General features: G+C 65.3%; 12 protein-coding genes. 1 reads left to right on the top strand and 11 read right to left on the bottom strand.

Annotated elements, in window-relative coordinates; genetic code table 11:
• Window positions 1-9 precede the first annotated feature (9 nt).
• The 11 genes from VPH41_RS08920 to VPH41_RS08870 form a co-directional block, all read right to left on the bottom strand.
• The gene (locus VPH41_RS08920) at window positions 10-825 is read right to left on the bottom strand and encodes a ferritin-like domain-containing protein (RefSeq protein ID WP_328569694.1); all 816 of its coding nucleotides are present in this window, start codon (window positions 823-825) and stop codon (window positions 10-12) included.
• A 43-nt stretch (window positions 826-868) separates the two neighbouring features.
• Window positions 869-1792, bottom strand: coding sequence for a DNA-binding transcriptional regulator DsdC (dsdC, locus tag VPH41_RS08915; RefSeq protein WP_328570503.1), 924 nt, complete (start codon window positions 1790-1792; stop codon window positions 869-871).
• A complete protein-coding gene (locus tag VPH41_RS08910; RefSeq protein ID WP_328569693.1) occupies window positions 1792-3111 on the bottom strand; it encodes a D-serine ammonia-lyase in 1320 nt (439 codons plus the stop codon). Before VPH41_RS08910 ends, dsdC begins: the two co-directional genes overlap by 1 nt.
• Window positions 3112-3232: 121 nt before the next feature.
• The gene (locus VPH41_RS08905) at window positions 3233-3757 is read right to left on the bottom strand and encodes a GNAT family N-acetyltransferase (protein WP_328569692.1); all 525 of its coding nucleotides are present in this window, start codon (window positions 3755-3757) and stop codon (window positions 3233-3235) included.
• A 118-nt stretch (window positions 3758-3875) separates the two neighbouring features.
• Window positions 3876-4217 carry a hypothetical protein gene (locus VPH41_RS08900; RefSeq protein WP_287771676.1) on the bottom strand — a complete coding sequence of 114 codons (342 nt, stop codon included), beginning with the start codon at window positions 4215-4217 and terminating at the stop codon, window positions 3876-3878.
• Between the two features lie 127 nt (window positions 4218-4344).
• The gene (locus tag VPH41_RS08895) at window positions 4345-6423 is read right to left on the bottom strand and encodes a TonB-dependent receptor (RefSeq protein WP_328569691.1); all 2079 of its coding nucleotides are present in this window, start codon (window positions 6421-6423) and stop codon (window positions 4345-4347) included.
• An 88-nt stretch (window positions 6424-6511) separates the two neighbouring features.
• Window positions 6512-6907: a DUF2946 domain-containing protein gene (locus VPH41_RS08890; RefSeq protein WP_328569690.1), complete on the bottom strand. Its 396-nt coding sequence runs from the start codon at window positions 6905-6907 to the stop codon at window positions 6512-6514.
• A gap of 55 nt (window positions 6908-6962) precedes the next feature.
• Entirely contained in the window at window positions 6963-7970 is a 1008-nt protein-coding gene (locus VPH41_RS08885) for a PstS family phosphate ABC transporter substrate-binding protein (RefSeq protein WP_328569689.1), read from the bottom strand.
• Complete coding sequence (locus VPH41_RS08880; RefSeq protein WP_328569688.1) at window positions 7967-8998, bottom strand: PstS family phosphate ABC transporter substrate-binding protein; 1032 nt, start codon at window positions 8996-8998, stop codon at window positions 7967-7969. Before VPH41_RS08880 ends, VPH41_RS08885 begins: the two co-directional genes overlap by 4 nt.
• Window positions 8988-9683: a hypothetical protein gene (locus VPH41_RS08875; protein WP_442906264.1), complete on the bottom strand. Its 696-nt coding sequence runs from the start codon at window positions 9681-9683 to the stop codon at window positions 8988-8990. Before VPH41_RS08875 ends, VPH41_RS08880 begins: the two co-directional genes overlap by 11 nt.
• On the bottom strand, window positions 9683-11827 hold the full coding sequence (locus tag VPH41_RS08870) for a TonB-dependent siderophore receptor (protein ID WP_442906243.1): 2145 nt from the start codon (window positions 11825-11827) through the stop codon (window positions 9683-9685). The genes VPH41_RS08875 and VPH41_RS08870 overlap by 1 nt, the downstream gene beginning before the upstream one ends.
• A gap of 257 nt (window positions 11828-12084) precedes the next feature.
• Here VPH41_RS08870 and VPH41_RS08865 point away from each other — a divergent pair, with 257 nt between their 5' ends.
• A complete protein-coding gene (locus VPH41_RS08865; RefSeq protein ID WP_328569686.1) occupies window positions 12085-15558 on the top strand; it encodes a DUF748 domain-containing protein in 3474 nt (1157 codons plus the stop codon).
• Window positions 15559-15579 lie beyond the last annotated feature (21 nt).

Here is a 15579-nt window from a genome sequence, read left to right as displayed (position 1 = left end):
GCGATGGCGTCAGGCCGGCAAGTCGGACAGTTCCAGCTCCGAAAACCCGGCCCGGCGCCGCGCTTCCAGGTTGAACGGGCCGCGCAGGGTGGGCGCTTCGTAGCGCAGCGCCAGTTCCGCATACGTGGCGCGCAATTCCAGGCCCCTTTGATCGCACAGGTAGCCGTACCAGCGGTTGCCGATTTCCACGTGCCCCACTTCATCGCGCAGGATGATGTCGAGGATGGCGGCGGCGGCCATGTCGCCCGCCTGCGCCAGCTTGGCGCGCAGCGGGGGAATCGCATCGAGTCCCCGCGCTTCCAGCGTGCGCGGCACCAGCGCCATGCGCGCCAGCACGTCGCCGCGCGTCTTGTCGACCATTTCCCACAGGCTGTCGTGGCCGGGAAAGTCGCCATACGTGTGGCCGAGCACCTGCAGGTGCGCCTGCAGCATGGCAAAGTGCGTGGCTTCCTCTTGCGCCACGCGCAGCCAGTCCGTGTAGTATTCAAAGGGCAGGTCCGGGAAGCGCCACAGGGCGTCGAGGGCCAGATTCATGGCGTTGAATTCGATATGCGCGAGCGCGTGCACCAGCATGGCGCGCCCTTCCGGCGTGATCATCGAGCGCCGTCCCACGAGGCGCGGCGGCACCAGTTCCGGACGCTCGGGACGGCCCGGCACAGGGCAAGCCGGCGCCAGCGGCGCCCGCGCGTCGAGCTCCAGCGGCGCGCCGGCCATGGCCGCCACCATCGCCACCTTGGTGGCCGGGTCCCGTTCCAGCAGGCAGGCCAGCGCATACGCGCGCAGCTCGGACGGCGCGGCGGGAGTCAGTGGAGATGATGCGTGCATGGTGCTTCCTTCGTGCGCGTTCTTGAACAAGGGGCGCAGTGTATCAAATTGCCTGCCCCAGCAGCCAGTCCAGCAGCGCCTGCACTCTGGCCGGCAGCGCGGCGCGCGCGCCGTGCACTAGGTAATACGCCTGCGGGCTGGCCAGGTCGAAGCCGCCGAACGGCAAGACCAGCTGGCCGCTGTCCAGCCACGGCTGCACCAGCCGGCGCCGGCCCATGGCCACGCCCGCGTGGTGGATGGCCGCCTGCGCGCACAGGTCGGCGCGGTCGAAACGCAGGCTGCGCGCGGGCAGGTTCACCTCCGGCGCCTGCGCGTCCAGCCACAGCCGCCACTCGGCGTCGGGCGCGCAGGCGGGCCAGGCCAGGGTGTCGTGCAGGACCGTCGCGCCTGACAAATTGTGCGGCGCATCCAGCAAGCCATGTTCGCGCGCATAGTCCGGACTGCAGACAGGCGCCAGCCATTCGTCCATCAGCTTGCGCGCTGCCAGGCCGGGAAAGCTGCCGTCGCCGTAATGCAGCGCCAGGTCCACCTGGCCGGCGCGAAAGTCCACGCTGTCATTGCCCACACGCAAGTCAATCGACAAGTCCGGATACTGCGCCGCCAACCCGGCCAGGCGCGGCACCAGCCAGCACTGGGCGATGGATGGACGCGCATGCACGGTGATGCTGCCCGCCAGCGCGTCGCCGCCGGCGATGGCCGCGTGCAAGCCGTCCCAGCCCGTTTGCAGGGCGGCGAAGATGCGTTCGCCATCGGGTGTCAGTCTGACTTGCCGCGTCAGGCGCTCGAACAGCCGCATGCCCAGGCTGTCTTCCAGGCGCGCGATGCGGTGGCTGACGGCGCTGGGCGTGAGCGCCAGTTCCTGCGCAGCCAGCGCGAAGCTGGCGTGGCGCGCCGCCACGAGAAACGTGTGCAGGTTGGCGAACTGGCTGGCTGTAAGCCTGGCCACCATGGGCACGCCGGATGGCATCACGCGGCTCCGGCCGCCAGCAAGGCGCGGCCCCGCGCCACGTAGGCGGCCATTTCCTCTTGCGGCACCATGCTGCCGCCCGTGCCCCACACCAGGTGCGTGGCCCGCGTCAGATTCGCCTGGTATTGCGGGGCCGCCAGCACGGGAGGAATGCCAGCGAAACCGGCCACGGCCGACGGCTCCAGGCACAGGCCTTGCGTTTGCTCAAGCGTCGCCAGCAAGCGGTACAGTTCTTCATCCGTCACGGTGGCGTAGCCGTCGATCAGCCGCTGCATGGCGCGCCCCACGAAGCCGGACGGGCGTCCCACGGCCAGGCCATCGGCGGCCGTGACATTGTCGATGCCGATCTCCTGCACGCTGATCTGCTCGTGCAAACCCGTATGCACGCCCAGCAGCATGCATGGTGAATGGGTCGGTTCGACGAACACGCAGTGGACGCAATCGCCAAACGCCAGCTTCAGGCCGAAGGCCACGCCGCCGGGGCCGCCTCCCACGCCGCAAGGCAAGTACACGAACAGGGGGTGATCCGCATCGACGGCGACGCCCGCCGCTTCGAACTGTTGTTTCAGACGCTGGCCCGCCACCGCGTAGCCGAGAAACAGATCGTGCGAGTTTTCATCGTCGACGAAGTGGCAGGCGGGGTCGCCCTCCGCCTGCTTGCGCCCCGCTTCCACGGCCACGCTGTAGTCGGTCGCATATTCCACCACCGTGACGCCATGACTGCGCAATTTATCCTTCTTCCACTGGCGCGCGTCAGCCGACATGTGCACGGTGGCGCGAAAGCCCAGGCGCGCGCTCATGATGCCGATCGACAGGCCCAGGTTGCCCGTGGAGCCGACGGCAATCGCATACTGGCCGAGGAACGCCCGCACCGCGTCACTGGCCAGCACGCTGTAATCGTCGCCCTCCTTCAGCAGGCCCGCATCGAGCGCCAGCATTTCCGCATGTTTCAGCACCTCATAGATGCCGCCGCGCGCCTTGATCGAGCCGGAAATGGGCAAATGGCTATCCTGCTTGAGCCACAGCTGCCCGGACGGCATGCCCAGCGCCGCCTGCATGGCGGGCAGCGGCACGACGGGCGACTCGATGATGCCGCCGCTGGCCTGCGTTTGCGGAAAAGCCTTGGCCAGGTAGGGCGCGAAACGCGCCAGGCGCGCGCTGGCCTGCGCCACATCGTGGGCCGTCAAGCCCACATCGTTCAAGCCTTCGGCGGCCGGCGCGATGCGGGGATTGAACCAGCTCAAGGGCTGCAAGGCCATCAATTCTGTAATCAGGGGAAATTGCTCGCGCAAGGCGGCGATGGCGGGAGTGGGCAACATGGCTAGCTCGTGAAGGAACAAACCATGATTAGACCGCATCCGGGCGCCGCTGGCAAAGGATGGTTGGTCAGGCTATGGGTGACGGGGCATCATGTGTGACGGCTGGCGCCCCCGCCTGCCCTCATCTCCCGTTCAGCAAACGGATGGCAGCGGGGATCGCCGTCCCGGGCAGGACGTAGCGCGCATACGGCACGCCATTGATAGGTGGCAAGTCGCAGTCGCGCTCGAAACCGATGCGCGTGTACAGCGACAGCGCCGTTGCCATGATCGGACTGGTGTGCAAGCCAACGACCGCTGCGCCCGCATTGCTCGCCCGCTGCAGGCAAGCGGCGACCAGCAGCCTGCCTACGCCCTGCCCCCGCTGCTCCGGATCGACCACGAGCATGCGGATGACAGACCAGTCACCGGGAAAAATGGCGTCCCTGGGCTTGCCCGGTCCGATGTGTCCGATTCCGCCCAGCAGCACGCCATCGCGTTTCGCGACGATCAGGTCGGCCTCGTCCGCCAGCTCAGCCATGCGCGCCACCCCCACCTGAAACGCCGCCCAGTCGTCGTAGTGCCGTTCGTACTGGGCAAATGCGGCCAGGGCCAGCTGATTGACGCTGTCGCGGTCAGACGGTAAATAGTCCTGTATCAAGACGGTCATTTTTCTCTCTTCCTGTCGCTCATCGACGGCTCCATATCCACAGGAAAGGGCCGAAGCACATCTGAAAAAGTCAGCAATGAAGAACTGACGCTACGCGACAGCGGATAAAAACCGCCCCTTACCGCAGATACAGATAATAGCTTCCATGGTAATTTTTATCGAGGTTTTCCTGGGAGTCGAATCGAAAATCGACGGCAGGTAACTCCAGAAAAGAAAACTGTTCCCTCGATGCCAGCAATCTGTCCAGGAACCGCCATTTCACTTCTTCGGTCGTGCCATCTCGGGCATACCGCTCGATGTCCACGTCTTCCCTGTAAAGGACGCAAACACAAAATAAATTTTCTGCTGTGAAAATCTGAAAATCCCCAAGACGTACTTCTTCAGCCCGCATTCCTTCGAACACGCGCAGCATCGCTTGTTCCATCGCGACGCCGGATGGATATAGGGTGGGAGCAGACATTGCAATCCTGTTATGTGTCTGGTGCCAGAAACATCCCGGCAGCAAGTCTCAGTTTCTCCAAAAACCATAAAAATCGCAGGCGCCCTCGTCCCTGCGCAAGGATGAAGGCGCCATTGCCCCCACAATACTAGAACTTCAGCTGCAGCCCCACATCAATCGACCTGCCCTCGGCCGGCAACGCTTGCAGCGCGCCGCCGTTCGCCTTCAGGCCCGACAGGTAGACGCCGCCCAGCGGGTCCGCATACGCGCGGTTGAACAGGTTGCTGACGCCGGCGCTCAGGCTGGCCATCTTGCCCAGCGCGACGCTGCTGCGCAGGTTGACGAGCGCGTAGCCGCCCGTCTCCGGTTCCAGACGGCGCGCATCGACCTTGTCCTTGCGGGCAACGATCTTCGTTTCGATGCGGCTGCTCCAGGCGCCCAGCTTGTGCTCGACGGCCAGCACGGCGTTGAGCGGCATCATGCGGTACAGGTCGCCGCCATCGCTGCGTTTGCCCCGCGTGTAGGCCGCATTGCCGCTGGCAATCAAGCTGCCCCACTGGCTGCTGCGCGCCAGCGGCAGCTGCCACGCCAGGTTCACGCCGTACAGTCTGGCGTCGTGGTTGGCAAAACGCAGCAAGTTGCCGTTGGCGCCCATCTTCATGTACGGATGGAAGGACGCCAGCACGTCGGCATCGATGTAATTGTCGACCTTGCTGTAGTAGGGGTTGACGCGCAGGAACCAGCCCTCCTCGCCGCCGCCATGCCAGTCGGCCGTCAATGCCGCCGTGTAAGCCGTCTCGGGCTTGAGGTCGATATCGCCCACGTAGCCGTTGCCGTCGCCAAACCAGTTGGTCATGGTCATGGCCATCGAGCCGCGGCCCCACGAGTAGCGCTCGTACAGGTTGGGCGAACGCACCTTGCGCGCCAGTGCGAATTCATAGCTGCTGGCAGCGTCCGGCGTGAAAGTGGCTTGCGCCGAGGCATCGATATTCGTGTCGCGCCGGCTGCGGCTGCGCGCATTGAAGGCGGCGGCGGCCATGGAATCGGCCATGTTCATCATGTTGGTGCCGTACGATTGCACGGCGCCCGTGTCCATGCGCACGGATTCGCCGCGCAAGCCCAGCACGCTGGTCCAGCGCGCATCGTGGCGCGTTTCCAGTTCGCCGAACAGCACGGTACGGTCGCGCTTGCCGTCATTGATGTTCAGATAGGTGCGCGGCCCCATCATCATGGAACCGGGCACGGCCGGCCAGTAATCGTCGAGGCGGAAGCCGTGCCATTCCTGGCCCAGGCGCAACTCGCCCGCAGCCATCGGCAGGCTGGCCATCAGCGCGTAGCCCGTATTGCGCCCGTGCGTGAGCATCGGCATCGTGCCCGTGCGCTCGCTGCTGAAAAAGCCCATTTCATGGTCCGTCTGCTGCCAGTAGGCGCGCGCATCCAGCGCGCCCCAGCCGAATTCGCCCCGGTAAGCGAGATTGGCGAACTGGCCGTGGTTGTCCGTCATGTCCATGTACTGGTTGGGAAAGCCCTGGTACGGGATGTGCTGCACGCCAGCGCGCAAAGTCAGCTGCTGGCCCTGGCCTTTGGCCGCCAGCACGATGGCCTGGTTGATGCTCTCAAACATGCTGCCCAGCACCTTGTTGCCGTGGCCATCTTCATAGCTGTGGCCGCGCGTGTAGGCGCCGCTGTAGCCGATGCTGAACATGGCGCTGGCGGCCGACGCGTTCACGCTGGTCGCCACGCTGTTGTTGACGCTGCGTCCCGAGACGGCAACGCTGCCTTGCGTCAGCAGCCCCGCGCCGGGCTGGGCAAATACGGGCGCATTGGATTGCACCTCGATGGTGCCGGCGATGCTGTCGCCGCCCGCGCTGACGGGTGTCACGCCCGCGATCAGGCGGATGCGCTGTACCTGTTGCGGATCGATGTACGACAGCGGCGCATTCATGTGATTGGCGCAGGCCGACGTCAGTTCCATGCCATCGATGCGGATCTTGATGCGGTCATCCGCAAAGCCATTGACCACTGGCAAACCGGACACGCCGCCGCCGGCCGCCACGCTGTAGCCAGGCGTGCTCGACAGCATCAGCGCCGTGTCGGCGGCGGGACGGTAGCCGTCGCCTATGGCGGTGACGATGACTTTCATTTCGGGCAGGACATCTTCGCTGCGCGTTTGGGCCACGGCGGGCATGGCGATGGCGAGGGACATCAATAAGGAGATATGTTTCATGGTGCTGCTTTCAGATTCTGTATGGGCAAGACGAACGGCCGCCAGCGCACGACGGGTGCGAGGCAAGGCAGTTCAGGGAATGGACAGGTCAGAAAGCGGCAGGCGGCCCGCGGGGCTGGACGGGCGTCCAGGCAAACAGGGGCGTGGCGGACTGGTAGAACAGCAGGGGCAGCAAGCCCGTGATCAGCTCGCCGGAAGCCAGCACGAGGGTCGTGGGCGCAATATCGAGGGTGGCCGCATGCATGCTGCAGCACGGGCAATCGCCCATGCGCATGCCGCCCTTGGCGGGATCGGGCGCATCCGTGGACAATTTCACGGGCAGCATGTTCATGCCGCCCGCCACGGAACAGATCTCGAAGCTGGGCACGGCCTGGCCGCTGGCGACGGTGAACGCGCGCGACAAGGTGGGGGCGAGCGCAGCCATGAGGATGGCGAGACACGCGATCCACAGGACGACGACGGCGCGGCCTTGGCGAATAAACATGGCGGCATTATAGCGGCCGCCCTGCCCTGCAGCCAGCCATGTGGTCAAAGAAACTTTACAAGGCGTCCAGTTTCTTGAGCTCGGCCTGCAAGTCCTGTTCGCTGAGCGGCAAATAGCCCTCTTCGCTATCCTGCTGGGCCAGAATGATCGCTTGTCCCTGCGGCGACAGGGCCAGCTGCAGGTACGCTTTCACCAGCGGATCGAGCCCCTTGCCCGGGGCGCGGTTCACGTACAGCTGCACGGGCATGGTCAGCGGGTAATTGCCGGCGCGCACGGTCGCCTTGTCGGGGCCGTAGTATGGCGCGCCCTGGACCGCCGCCAGCGGCAGCACGCGCACCTGGTCCGAGATGGGTGCCGCATTGACCCAGCCCAGCACGGCAATGCCGTAGCGGTCGGCGGCCACGGCGCGGATCACGGCTTCGCGCGAGGCCAGCGCCTCGTACCTGGCGGCAAACGGACGCTTGCCGAAACGCGCATGGCGCAAGCCCGTGGCGAAGCCGCCATCGTCGCGCAAGCCGTAGGCGTGGATGCGGCGCGGCGCCCAGTCGCCTGTCGCGCCCAGCTGCGACCACAGGTTGACGTCGCCTTTCGGTGCGCCTGCCGTGAATACCTGCCCCAGCTGCTCCATCGTCAAGCCCGCCAAGGGGTTGTCGCGGTGCACGTACACGGCGGGCGGCGTCTTGGCCGGCGCACGGGGACCGTGGCCGTTGTAGCCGATGCGCACGGGCGTGGCGTCGTAGCCAAAGACTTGCCGGAAGGCAGCCTGGTCGCCCGGCCACATGTCGCGCGTCAGCGGCGCGAATGCCGTGGCGCCCGCCGTCAGCGCGGGCATGCCGGCCGACGAACCTTCCATGCGCAAGCTGAAGCGCACCTGCGGATGCTGGCGCGTAAACAGCGCGTTCAACTGCGTAATCACTTCTTCCAGACCATCGTTGCCGACGATGGCCACCGTGCCGTCACGGTTCACATAGGTTTGCGCCGGATCAACGGCCAGGGGCGCGGCCTGCACGGCGGCCGCCAGCACGCAGCAAGCGGCCAGCGCGGTCTTGTTCAACAGCGTCATTCGAGTTTCTCCAGTTCGGCCCTGGCTTGCGCGGCCGTCAGGGGCAGGTAGCTGCCCGGCTGCGCGGCAATGATCGCCTGTCCTTCGCGCGACAACACCAGGCGCAGGTATTCCTTTGCCAGCGGATCGACGGCCTGGCCCGGCAGGCGGCGCACATACAGGTACACGTAGCGGCCGTACGGATAGCGGCCGGATACCACTTCCTCGTCCGTGCCCGTCGCCGGCTGGCCATCCGCGCCCACGATGGCCAGCTGGCGCAGCTGCGGGTGCCGCACGCCGAGCGCGGCCACGCCGACGCCGGCCGGGTCTTGCGCGATGCGGCCCGTGATGGCGGCCGTGTTGCCCAGCTCTTCGTGATTGGGTGCCAGCGCCCTGCCCTGGAAATGTTCGCGCTGCAAGTAGTCGCCAAAGCCCATCCAGGCGGCTGTGCCATACGGGTGGATCGCGCGCTCGCGCCATTCGCCGCTCAAGCCCAGCTGTCCCCAGCGGCTGACATCGCCACCGGGATTACCGACAGATAGAATTTTCGACACTTGCGCCGCCGTCAGCTGCGTCAGGGGATTGGCCCGGTTCACGTACACGGCCAGGGACGTGGCCAGGTTGCCGTCCGGCGTGGACGCCGTGTGCGCGATGAGGATTTCCAGCGCGTCGCGCCCCACGATCTTGCGGTATGGCACCAGTTCAATGGCATTGATGGCGCGCCCCATGGCGCCGAACAGCACCTTGTCGTGCATCAATAGCGGCACGGCGCTGCTCGTGCCCTTGCCCTCGAAACCGAGCACGATGCCCGGATGGCTGGCCGCAAACAAGGCATTCCATTGGCCGACGACGGTAGCCACGTGTTCGGCGCCGCCTATCATGGCCGCGCCCGTCTTGCGGTCCAGGTAGCCAGCCGCGGCCGGCACCTTGACGGCCTGCGGCACGTAGGCGGGCAAGGCGGGATCGAGCGTGGCTGCGGCCACGGCCGCAGTTGATGCCGACATGGCCAGCATCAGCGCGGCCAGCGGCAAGGATGGGCTACTTGCCATCGCTGGCCCAGTCCACGGCTGCGTCAAACAGGCGCAGGCCGGCCGGCGACAGATTCGTAAACGTTTCATTGTCGAGGAAGAAGCTGACCCGGCGCGCGGGCGCCAGGCTTTCGTAATCCATGGTGGCGCCCTTTTCATAGCCGAAGATCGCCGCCTTTTCCGGTTCGCCATAGATGGTGGCAATCGTCGTGGCGCCCAGGCCAGGCTTGCCCCAGCTCATGGTGGCTTGTTTCTGATAGATATCCACCGTGCCAGCCGGCAATCCCCCCGCCAGCGCATGGGGGGCATTGACCAGCCACACATAGCGCGACTTTTCCACCGTGCCATAGTCCACGCCGGCCCGCTTGCCCGTCATCGACATGTCGTCATACAAATCGTTTTCCCACGTCAGCACGGGCACCGTGACGTTGCGGTAGGCGCCCAGCAAGTCGCGGCCGCGGATGGTGGACGACAGGATCACCAGGTCCTTGCCCTGCGCGCCGGCCACGGGCGCATACTGACTGTGCATGGTGACGGCATAGCCGCGCGATTCCAGGTGTTCCTTGATTTTCTGGTCGAAAGGCAGGCTCTTGCCTTCCAGGCGCACCACCAGCAGCACTTGCTTGCCGGAGGCAGGCTCCGCCGCCTGCACGTGCATCGTTCCCGCCAGTAGGACGGCCGCCAGCGCGGTCTTGGCCAGGCGCATCACAGGTCCACCTTCATGCTCAGCTTGATGGCGCGCGGCGCGCCGGACGCCAGGCGCGTGCCGGCGCCAGCCCAGTAGCGCTTGTCCGCCGCGTTTTCCACGTTCAGCTGCCAGACGACGGATTTCTGCATCACCGTGCTCGCATAGCGGGCGCCGGCGCTGAACAAGGTCACGCCACCGAGGAAGGCCTGGTTCAGGTCGTTGACGGGACGGGCGCTGTAGTAATAGGCGCCGCCATTGACGGACAGGCCCGGCACGGCGTCAAACGCGTAGGCGAGGAAGGCGCTGCCCGTGCGCCTGGAAGCGTTTTCCGGCGCCTTGCCGTTGTAGTCGGCGTTGATGTGCTCGAATTTCGGGTCGAGGAACTGGGCCGAGGTTTGCCACGACAGCTGGCGCGTCAGCTTGCCCTGGGTCGACAGTTCCAGGCCACGGTAGCGCTGCTCGCCATCCGAGGTGAACACATTGCTGCTGTTCGTGTAGTAGCCGGGACGCGTGATGTCGAACAGCGCGGCCGACACCAGGGTGCCGCCCGGCGTCAGCCAGCGCGCGCCTAGTTCCTTTTGTTTACTGACGCCGGGCGCCATCTTGACGTTCTGGTTGACGGTGCCCGTCGGGCCCGTTTCGCCCTCTTCCAGGCCCCGTGCCGACGAGGCGTAGAACGAGATGGCCGGCGTCAGCTTGTAGATCAGCGACACCATGGGCGTCGTCTTGCTGACGTCATAATGGCTGGCGCCCTGGTCGCTTTGATAGCTGGTGCGGCGCACGCCGATGACGCTTTGCCATTGCGGGCTGAAGACCATGCGGTCGAGCGCATACAGGCCCGTGTCGCGCGTATCGAGCGCCGCCGTCGTGGGCGTGGTGGGCTTGGGACCGAACACGACATTCGTCACGGGCACGGGGTTGTACAGGTTTTGCGCGGCGATCGTGTAGTTGCTCTGGTAGATAGGATCTTGCGACTTGTCCGTGCGCGAGGCGCCCAGGGTCAGTTCATGGGCGATGAAGCCCGTGTTGAAATTGCCCGCCAGTTCCGCGCGCAGCAAGTCCGACGCCGTCACATGGTGCTGCATATTGCCCGTGATGCGGCCCGCGCCCGTTTCCACGGCGGCCGCATTGTTCAGGCGGAAGATCGCCAGGCGGCGGTCGCGCGCCGTTTCCGAGTGGCCAGCCTCGACCGTCAGGGCCCAGCCATCCGTGATGGCGTAGTCTGCGCGCAATTGCGCGTTTTTCGTCTGCGCCTCGAAGTTCGACCAGTCCGGGCCGATCAGCTTGCGGGGATCGACGGCGCGCGGCAAGGTGATCACGCCCTTCACGGCCGTGGGCAAGGCCACGCCCGCCTGCTCCGTCACCCGGCGGCGGTCGTATTCCAGGTCCGCTTTCAACAGCAGCTTGTTCGTCACGCGCCAGTCCAGCGCGGCGGACACGAAGCTGCGGTTGCCGTTGCCCACGTTATCCAGGTAGGAACCCAGGGTGCCGCCAGCGGCGTTGATGCGCACGCCGAATTCCTGTTCCGCGCCAAAGCGGCGGCCCAGGTCGATATTTGCCACGGCGCTGCCCCGGTCATCGAGGCTCAAGCCCATGCTGGTGACGGGCTTGCTGCCTGCCCGCTTGGTGACGAAGTTGACCACGCCGGCTGGCGACGTAAAACCGTAGTACAGGGCCGAGGCGCCCTTCAGCACTTCCACCCGTTCCTTGTTTTCCATGGGCACTTGCGAGAAGTTCATGATGGGCATGGAACCGTTCAGGCGGTAATTCGTGCGGTTTTCCACGGCGATGCCGCGTATCACCAATTGATCCCAGGTTTCGCCGCCGTTTTGCTGGCGCGTCACGCCGGCCGTGTTGCGCACGGCATCGTACAGGCCGGACACGGCTTGCTGTTCCAGCAATTCGCGCGTGATCACGTTGACGGTCGATGGCACGTCCATGATGTTAGAGCCACGGAAACTGCCCGCCTCCGTCGTGGTGGGCACCAGGCCTTGCGCGCGCGCGCCCGTCACCTGCACGGCTTGCATGACTTTCTCATCGCCAGCCGTCAGGTCATCCTGGCCGTTGGCCCCGTTGGCGGCGCTGGCCGCGTGGGAAGCGAAGGCCAGCGACAAGGCGGCTGCCACTGGAAGTAGTTGCAAGGAAGGAAAAGTTGCGCGCATAAAGACCGGGCTTTCAACAGAAAAATAGTGATAAAAGGAAACTCCAAGTTACGCGGCATGATATCCGTAACGAGAATCATTCGCAATGAATAAGTGATAATTGGTGAGAATATGTAAGTTTTCACCAAAGAAATAGTCTGCTGCGCGGCCTGTTATCACATGAACACGTTTGGATTTTGCAGACGAGGCCGCAAAGAGGCATACTGACAGTCACGGCGTGCAAGATGTGCCGCCCAACAAGATCAAAAGGTAAGTTCGTGAACACAATCGACAACAAAAGCGTGCAGACGAAAACATTTCGCTGGAAACGCTGGCAGCGCTGGGCCCTGGGCACAGGCTGCGCGCTGGCCGCCTACAGTGCGGCCGGCTTCTGGCTGGTGCCCTACGTCATCAAAAACCAGTTACCCAAATTTGCCGAGAAAGAACTCGCGCGCCAGGCCAGCATCGCGGACGTGCGCTTCAACCCGTTCACCTTGCGCCTGGAAGCAGACCAGATCGCCTTGAAGGAAGCGGCCAGCGCCGATGGCAAGGGCGGCGCGCCGCTGCTGTCCATCGGCGCGCTGGCCGTGCAGCTGGAATGGAAATCCATCGTGCGCCGCGCCTGGAGCCTGGCGGAAATCCGCATCACGGCACCGCAGGCGCAGCTGACCATTACGCCGGACGGCAAGTTCAACCTGGCCGAAGTGCTGGTCACCTGGCAACGCAATCACCCGGAAAAAAGCGACGGCGGCATGCCGCGCCTGATCATCGCCCACTTTGCGCTGGAGCAAGGCAAAGTGGACTGGCAAGACCAAAAGGCGGGCTATGCGGACAACTTCACGCCGATCAACTTTACGCTCGACAATATTTCGACCCTGCCCGACGCCAACGGCAGCTACAGTCTCAGCGCCGATGCGGCGCGTGGCGGCAAGCTGCACTGGCGCGGCACGGCCTCGCTCAGTCCGATCCGGGGCGAAGGTGAACTGATACTGAACGACGCTTCCCTGCCCGGCCTGGCCGCCTATCTGAAAGCCTACACGCGCGCGCAAGTGACCAGCGGCAAGCTGTCGGCACGCCTGCCCTACGCCTTTTCCTATGCGGATGGCAAGCTGGAAGCCACGGTCAAGGGCGCGGGCCTGGCCTTGCGCGACCTGGCGCTGGTACAGGATGGCAAGGGTGCACCGTTTACCGCGCTGAGCACCCTGGGCATCGCCGGCGTCAACGTCGACCTGGCCCGCCAGAGCGTCACCGTGGATAAAGTCAATCTGTACGGCGGCAAGGTGGCCGTGCGCCGCGATGCCAAGGGCGAGATCGACGTGGCCAACCTGATGCGGGCGGGCAATCCCACAGCGCCAGCGGCCGCACCTGCCGCAGCGGCAACGCCGGGCAAGTGGAAAGTGGACGTGAAGCAGCTGGCCCTGGCCAACGTGGACGTGTCCGCCATCGATGAAACCGTCTCGCCGGCGCTGCAACTGAGCGCCCGGCAGCTGCAGCTGAACTTGCAACTGGTCTTGCAGCAAGGGCCATCGGGCATGGCCACCGTGATCGACGGCGCCAACTTCAGCCTGGCCGACCTCGCCATGCAGCGGGGTGCGCAAACGCCGTTCAAACTGGCCCAATTGGGCTTTACGGAAGGCAAGATCGACCTGGCGGCGCGCAGCGTGCACCTGGGCGCCGTGACGGCCAGCGGCGCGCAGATCGACCTGGCGCGCAACCGCCAGGGCGATTTTGCGATTGCGCAAAAGCTGCCCGTGTTTGCCTCCGGCAAGGCTGATCCTGCCAAGGATGCGCCATCCGCGCCCTGGTCCACCAAGGTAGACAAGGTAGAACTGAGCAAGTTCGGCGCCCGTTTCGACGATGCGGGCACCGGCATCAAGGGCAATCTGCAGGATGCTAGACTGTCCCTGCAGAACGTCAGCAACGATATGCAGCAGGCGCTGCCGTTCGAGCTGGGCGTGGGTTTGCGCGAAGGCGGCTTGCTCACTGCCAACGGCAAGTTCGTGCCAGGCAAGGGCGCCGTCGATGCGCAATTGAACTTGAAACAGCTGACCCTGGCGCCCGTGCAGCCCTTGCTGGCGCAGCATCTGAAACTGAAGCTGGCAGGCGGCGCGCTCTCCGGCAGCGGCCGCCTGACGACGGGCGGCGGCGCGCCGAAGGCGCCGAAAGTGCGCTATGTGGGCGGCATCGACATCGCGGGCCTCGTGCTCAATGAAACGGATGGCAAGCGATTTGCCTCGTGGAAAAGCGTGCGCGCCGACAAGCTGACGGCCAGCGTGGGGCCCGACTTCGTCGACATCCCCGAACTGCGCGTGGTGGAACCGAACGCCCAGCTGATCATCGAAAACGACCGCAGCCTGAACGCGCAGCGCCTGCTGGTGAAAGCGCCCGAGCCGGCCACCGCCCCTGCGCCCGCGCCATCGGCCGCCGCCACGCCGGCCGCCGACGCGGCCTTCCCCGTGCGCGTGCGCCGCGTGCGCCTGCAAAATGCCAAGCTGGACTTTGCCGACCTCAGCTTGCGGCCCCAGTTCGCCGCCAAGATCTATGAACTCAACGGCGTCGTCACGGGCCTGTCGACGAAACGCGATGCGCGCAGCCAGATCGAACTGGACGGCCGCATCGACGAGTTCGGCCTGGCCCGCGTGCGCGGACAACTGAATCCGTTCGCGCCCACGGACAATACGGACTTGAACGTGGTGTTCAAGAACGTCGACATGGTGTCCGCCTCGCCGTACACGATGAAGTTTGCCGGGTACAAAGTGGCTGAAGGCAAGATTTCGCTGGACTTGCAATACAAGGTGCGCAACCGCCAGCTCGACGGCACCAACCAGATCGTGCTCGACAAGCTGACCCTGGGCGAACGCATCGACAGCCCCGACGCCTTGAAGCTGCCGCTGGAACTGGCGCTGGCCATCCTCAAGGATAGCGACGGGCGCATCGACCTGGGATTGCCCGTGTCGGGCGACATGAACGACCCGCAATTCAGCTATGGCGCCCTGATCTGGAAAGCCGTGGGCAATGTGCTGACGAAAATCGTCACGGCGCCGTTCCGCGCGCTGGGCAACCTGCTGGGCATCAGCGCCGACAAGCTCGAAGCCATCGACTTCGATGCAGGCAGCGCCGTGCTGCTGCCGCCCGAACGGGAAAAGCTCAAGCAGGTGGCGCAAATCCTCGCCAAGCGCGAACAGCTGAAGCTGGCCGTGCCGGGCCAGTACAGCGACACGGATGCGGCCGCCCTGCGCGCCCAGGCCGTGCGCCGCGCCGTGGCTGCCAAGGCCGGCATCAAGCTGGAAGCGGGCGAAGAGCCGGGACCGTTGAACCTGGGCGAACGCAAGGTACGGGGCGCCCTGCGCGACCTGTATGGCGAACGCTTCGGCAAAGCCGAGCTGGACAAGCAGAAAAAGACGGCGGAGTCGGCAGCGCCTGCGGCCGCGGCAGCCTCGTCGGCCAGCGCCTCCGCTGCGGCGGCAGCCAAGATTCCCGTCTGGCAGCGCCTGGGCAAGCTGATCGAAGGCGAACCGCAAGTGGCCGACACGGGCGCGTTCTATAACGGCTTGCGCGAGCAGCTGGAAGCGAAGCAGCCCCTGCCTGCCGATGCCTTGAGCAAGCTGGGCAGCCAGCGCAGCGCGGCGATCCTGGCGGCCCTGCAGCAGGATGGCACGCCGGCAGCCAGGGTCAGCGCGGGCGCGCCGGAAAAAACGGATGCCGCGCCGGGCAAGCTGGTGGGATTGAAGCTGGGACTGGCCACGCAATAAGACACGGAGATAATCTGACGC

The organism is Janthinobacterium sp. P210006 (genome assembly GCF_036231885.1).
In the GTDB taxonomy this organism is placed as follows: domain Bacteria; phylum Pseudomonadota; class Gammaproteobacteria; order Burkholderiales; family Burkholderiaceae_D; genus Janthinobacterium; species Janthinobacterium violaceinigrum.
The sequence above is the reverse complement of the archived record's forward strand: the minus strand, read 5'-3'. Positions and strand labels throughout refer to the sequence as shown.

Bases quoted from the DNA above. Each gene is read 5' to 3' on its own strand.
- VPH41_RS08900 (WP_287771676.1), bottom strand. From the start codon at position 4,217: ATGTCTGCTCCCACCCTATATCCATCCGGCGTCGCGATGGAACAAGCG.
- VPH41_RS08905 (WP_328569692.1), bottom strand. From the start codon at position 3,757: ATGACCGTCTTGATACAGGACTATTTACCGTCTGACCGCGACAGCGTC.
- VPH41_RS08890 (WP_328569690.1), bottom strand. From the start codon at position 6,907: ATGTTTATTCGCCAAGGCCGCGCCGTCGTCGTCCTGTGGATCGCGTGT.
- VPH41_RS08920 (WP_328569694.1), bottom strand. From the start codon at position 825: ATGCACGCATCATCTCCACTGACTCCCGCCGCGCCGTCCGAGCTGCGC.
- VPH41_RS08895 (WP_328569691.1), bottom strand. From the start codon at position 6,423: ATGAAACATATCTCCTTATTGATGTCCCTCGCCATCGCCATGCCCGCC.
- VPH41_RS08880 (WP_328569688.1), bottom strand. From the start codon at position 8,998: ATGGCAAGTAGCCCATCCTTGCCGCTGGCCGCGCTGATGCTGGCCATG.
- dsdC (WP_328570503.1), bottom strand. From the start codon at position 1,792: ATGCCATCCGGCGTGCCCATGGTGGCCAGGCTTACAGCCAGCCAGTTC.
- VPH41_RS08875 (WP_442906264.1), bottom strand. From the start codon at position 9,683: ATGCGCCTGGCCAAGACCGCGCTGGCGGCCGTCCTACTGGCGGGAACG.
- VPH41_RS08910 (WP_328569693.1), bottom strand. From the start codon at position 3,111: ATGTTGCCCACTCCCGCCATCGCCGCCTTGCGCGAGCAATTTCCCCTG.
- VPH41_RS08870 (WP_442906243.1), bottom strand. From the start codon at position 11,827: ATGCGCGCAACTTTTCCTTCCTTGCAACTACTTCCAGTGGCAGCCGCC.
- VPH41_RS08885 (WP_328569689.1), bottom strand. From the start codon at position 7,970: ATGACGCTGTTGAACAAGACCGCGCTGGCCGCTTGCTGCGTGCTGGCG.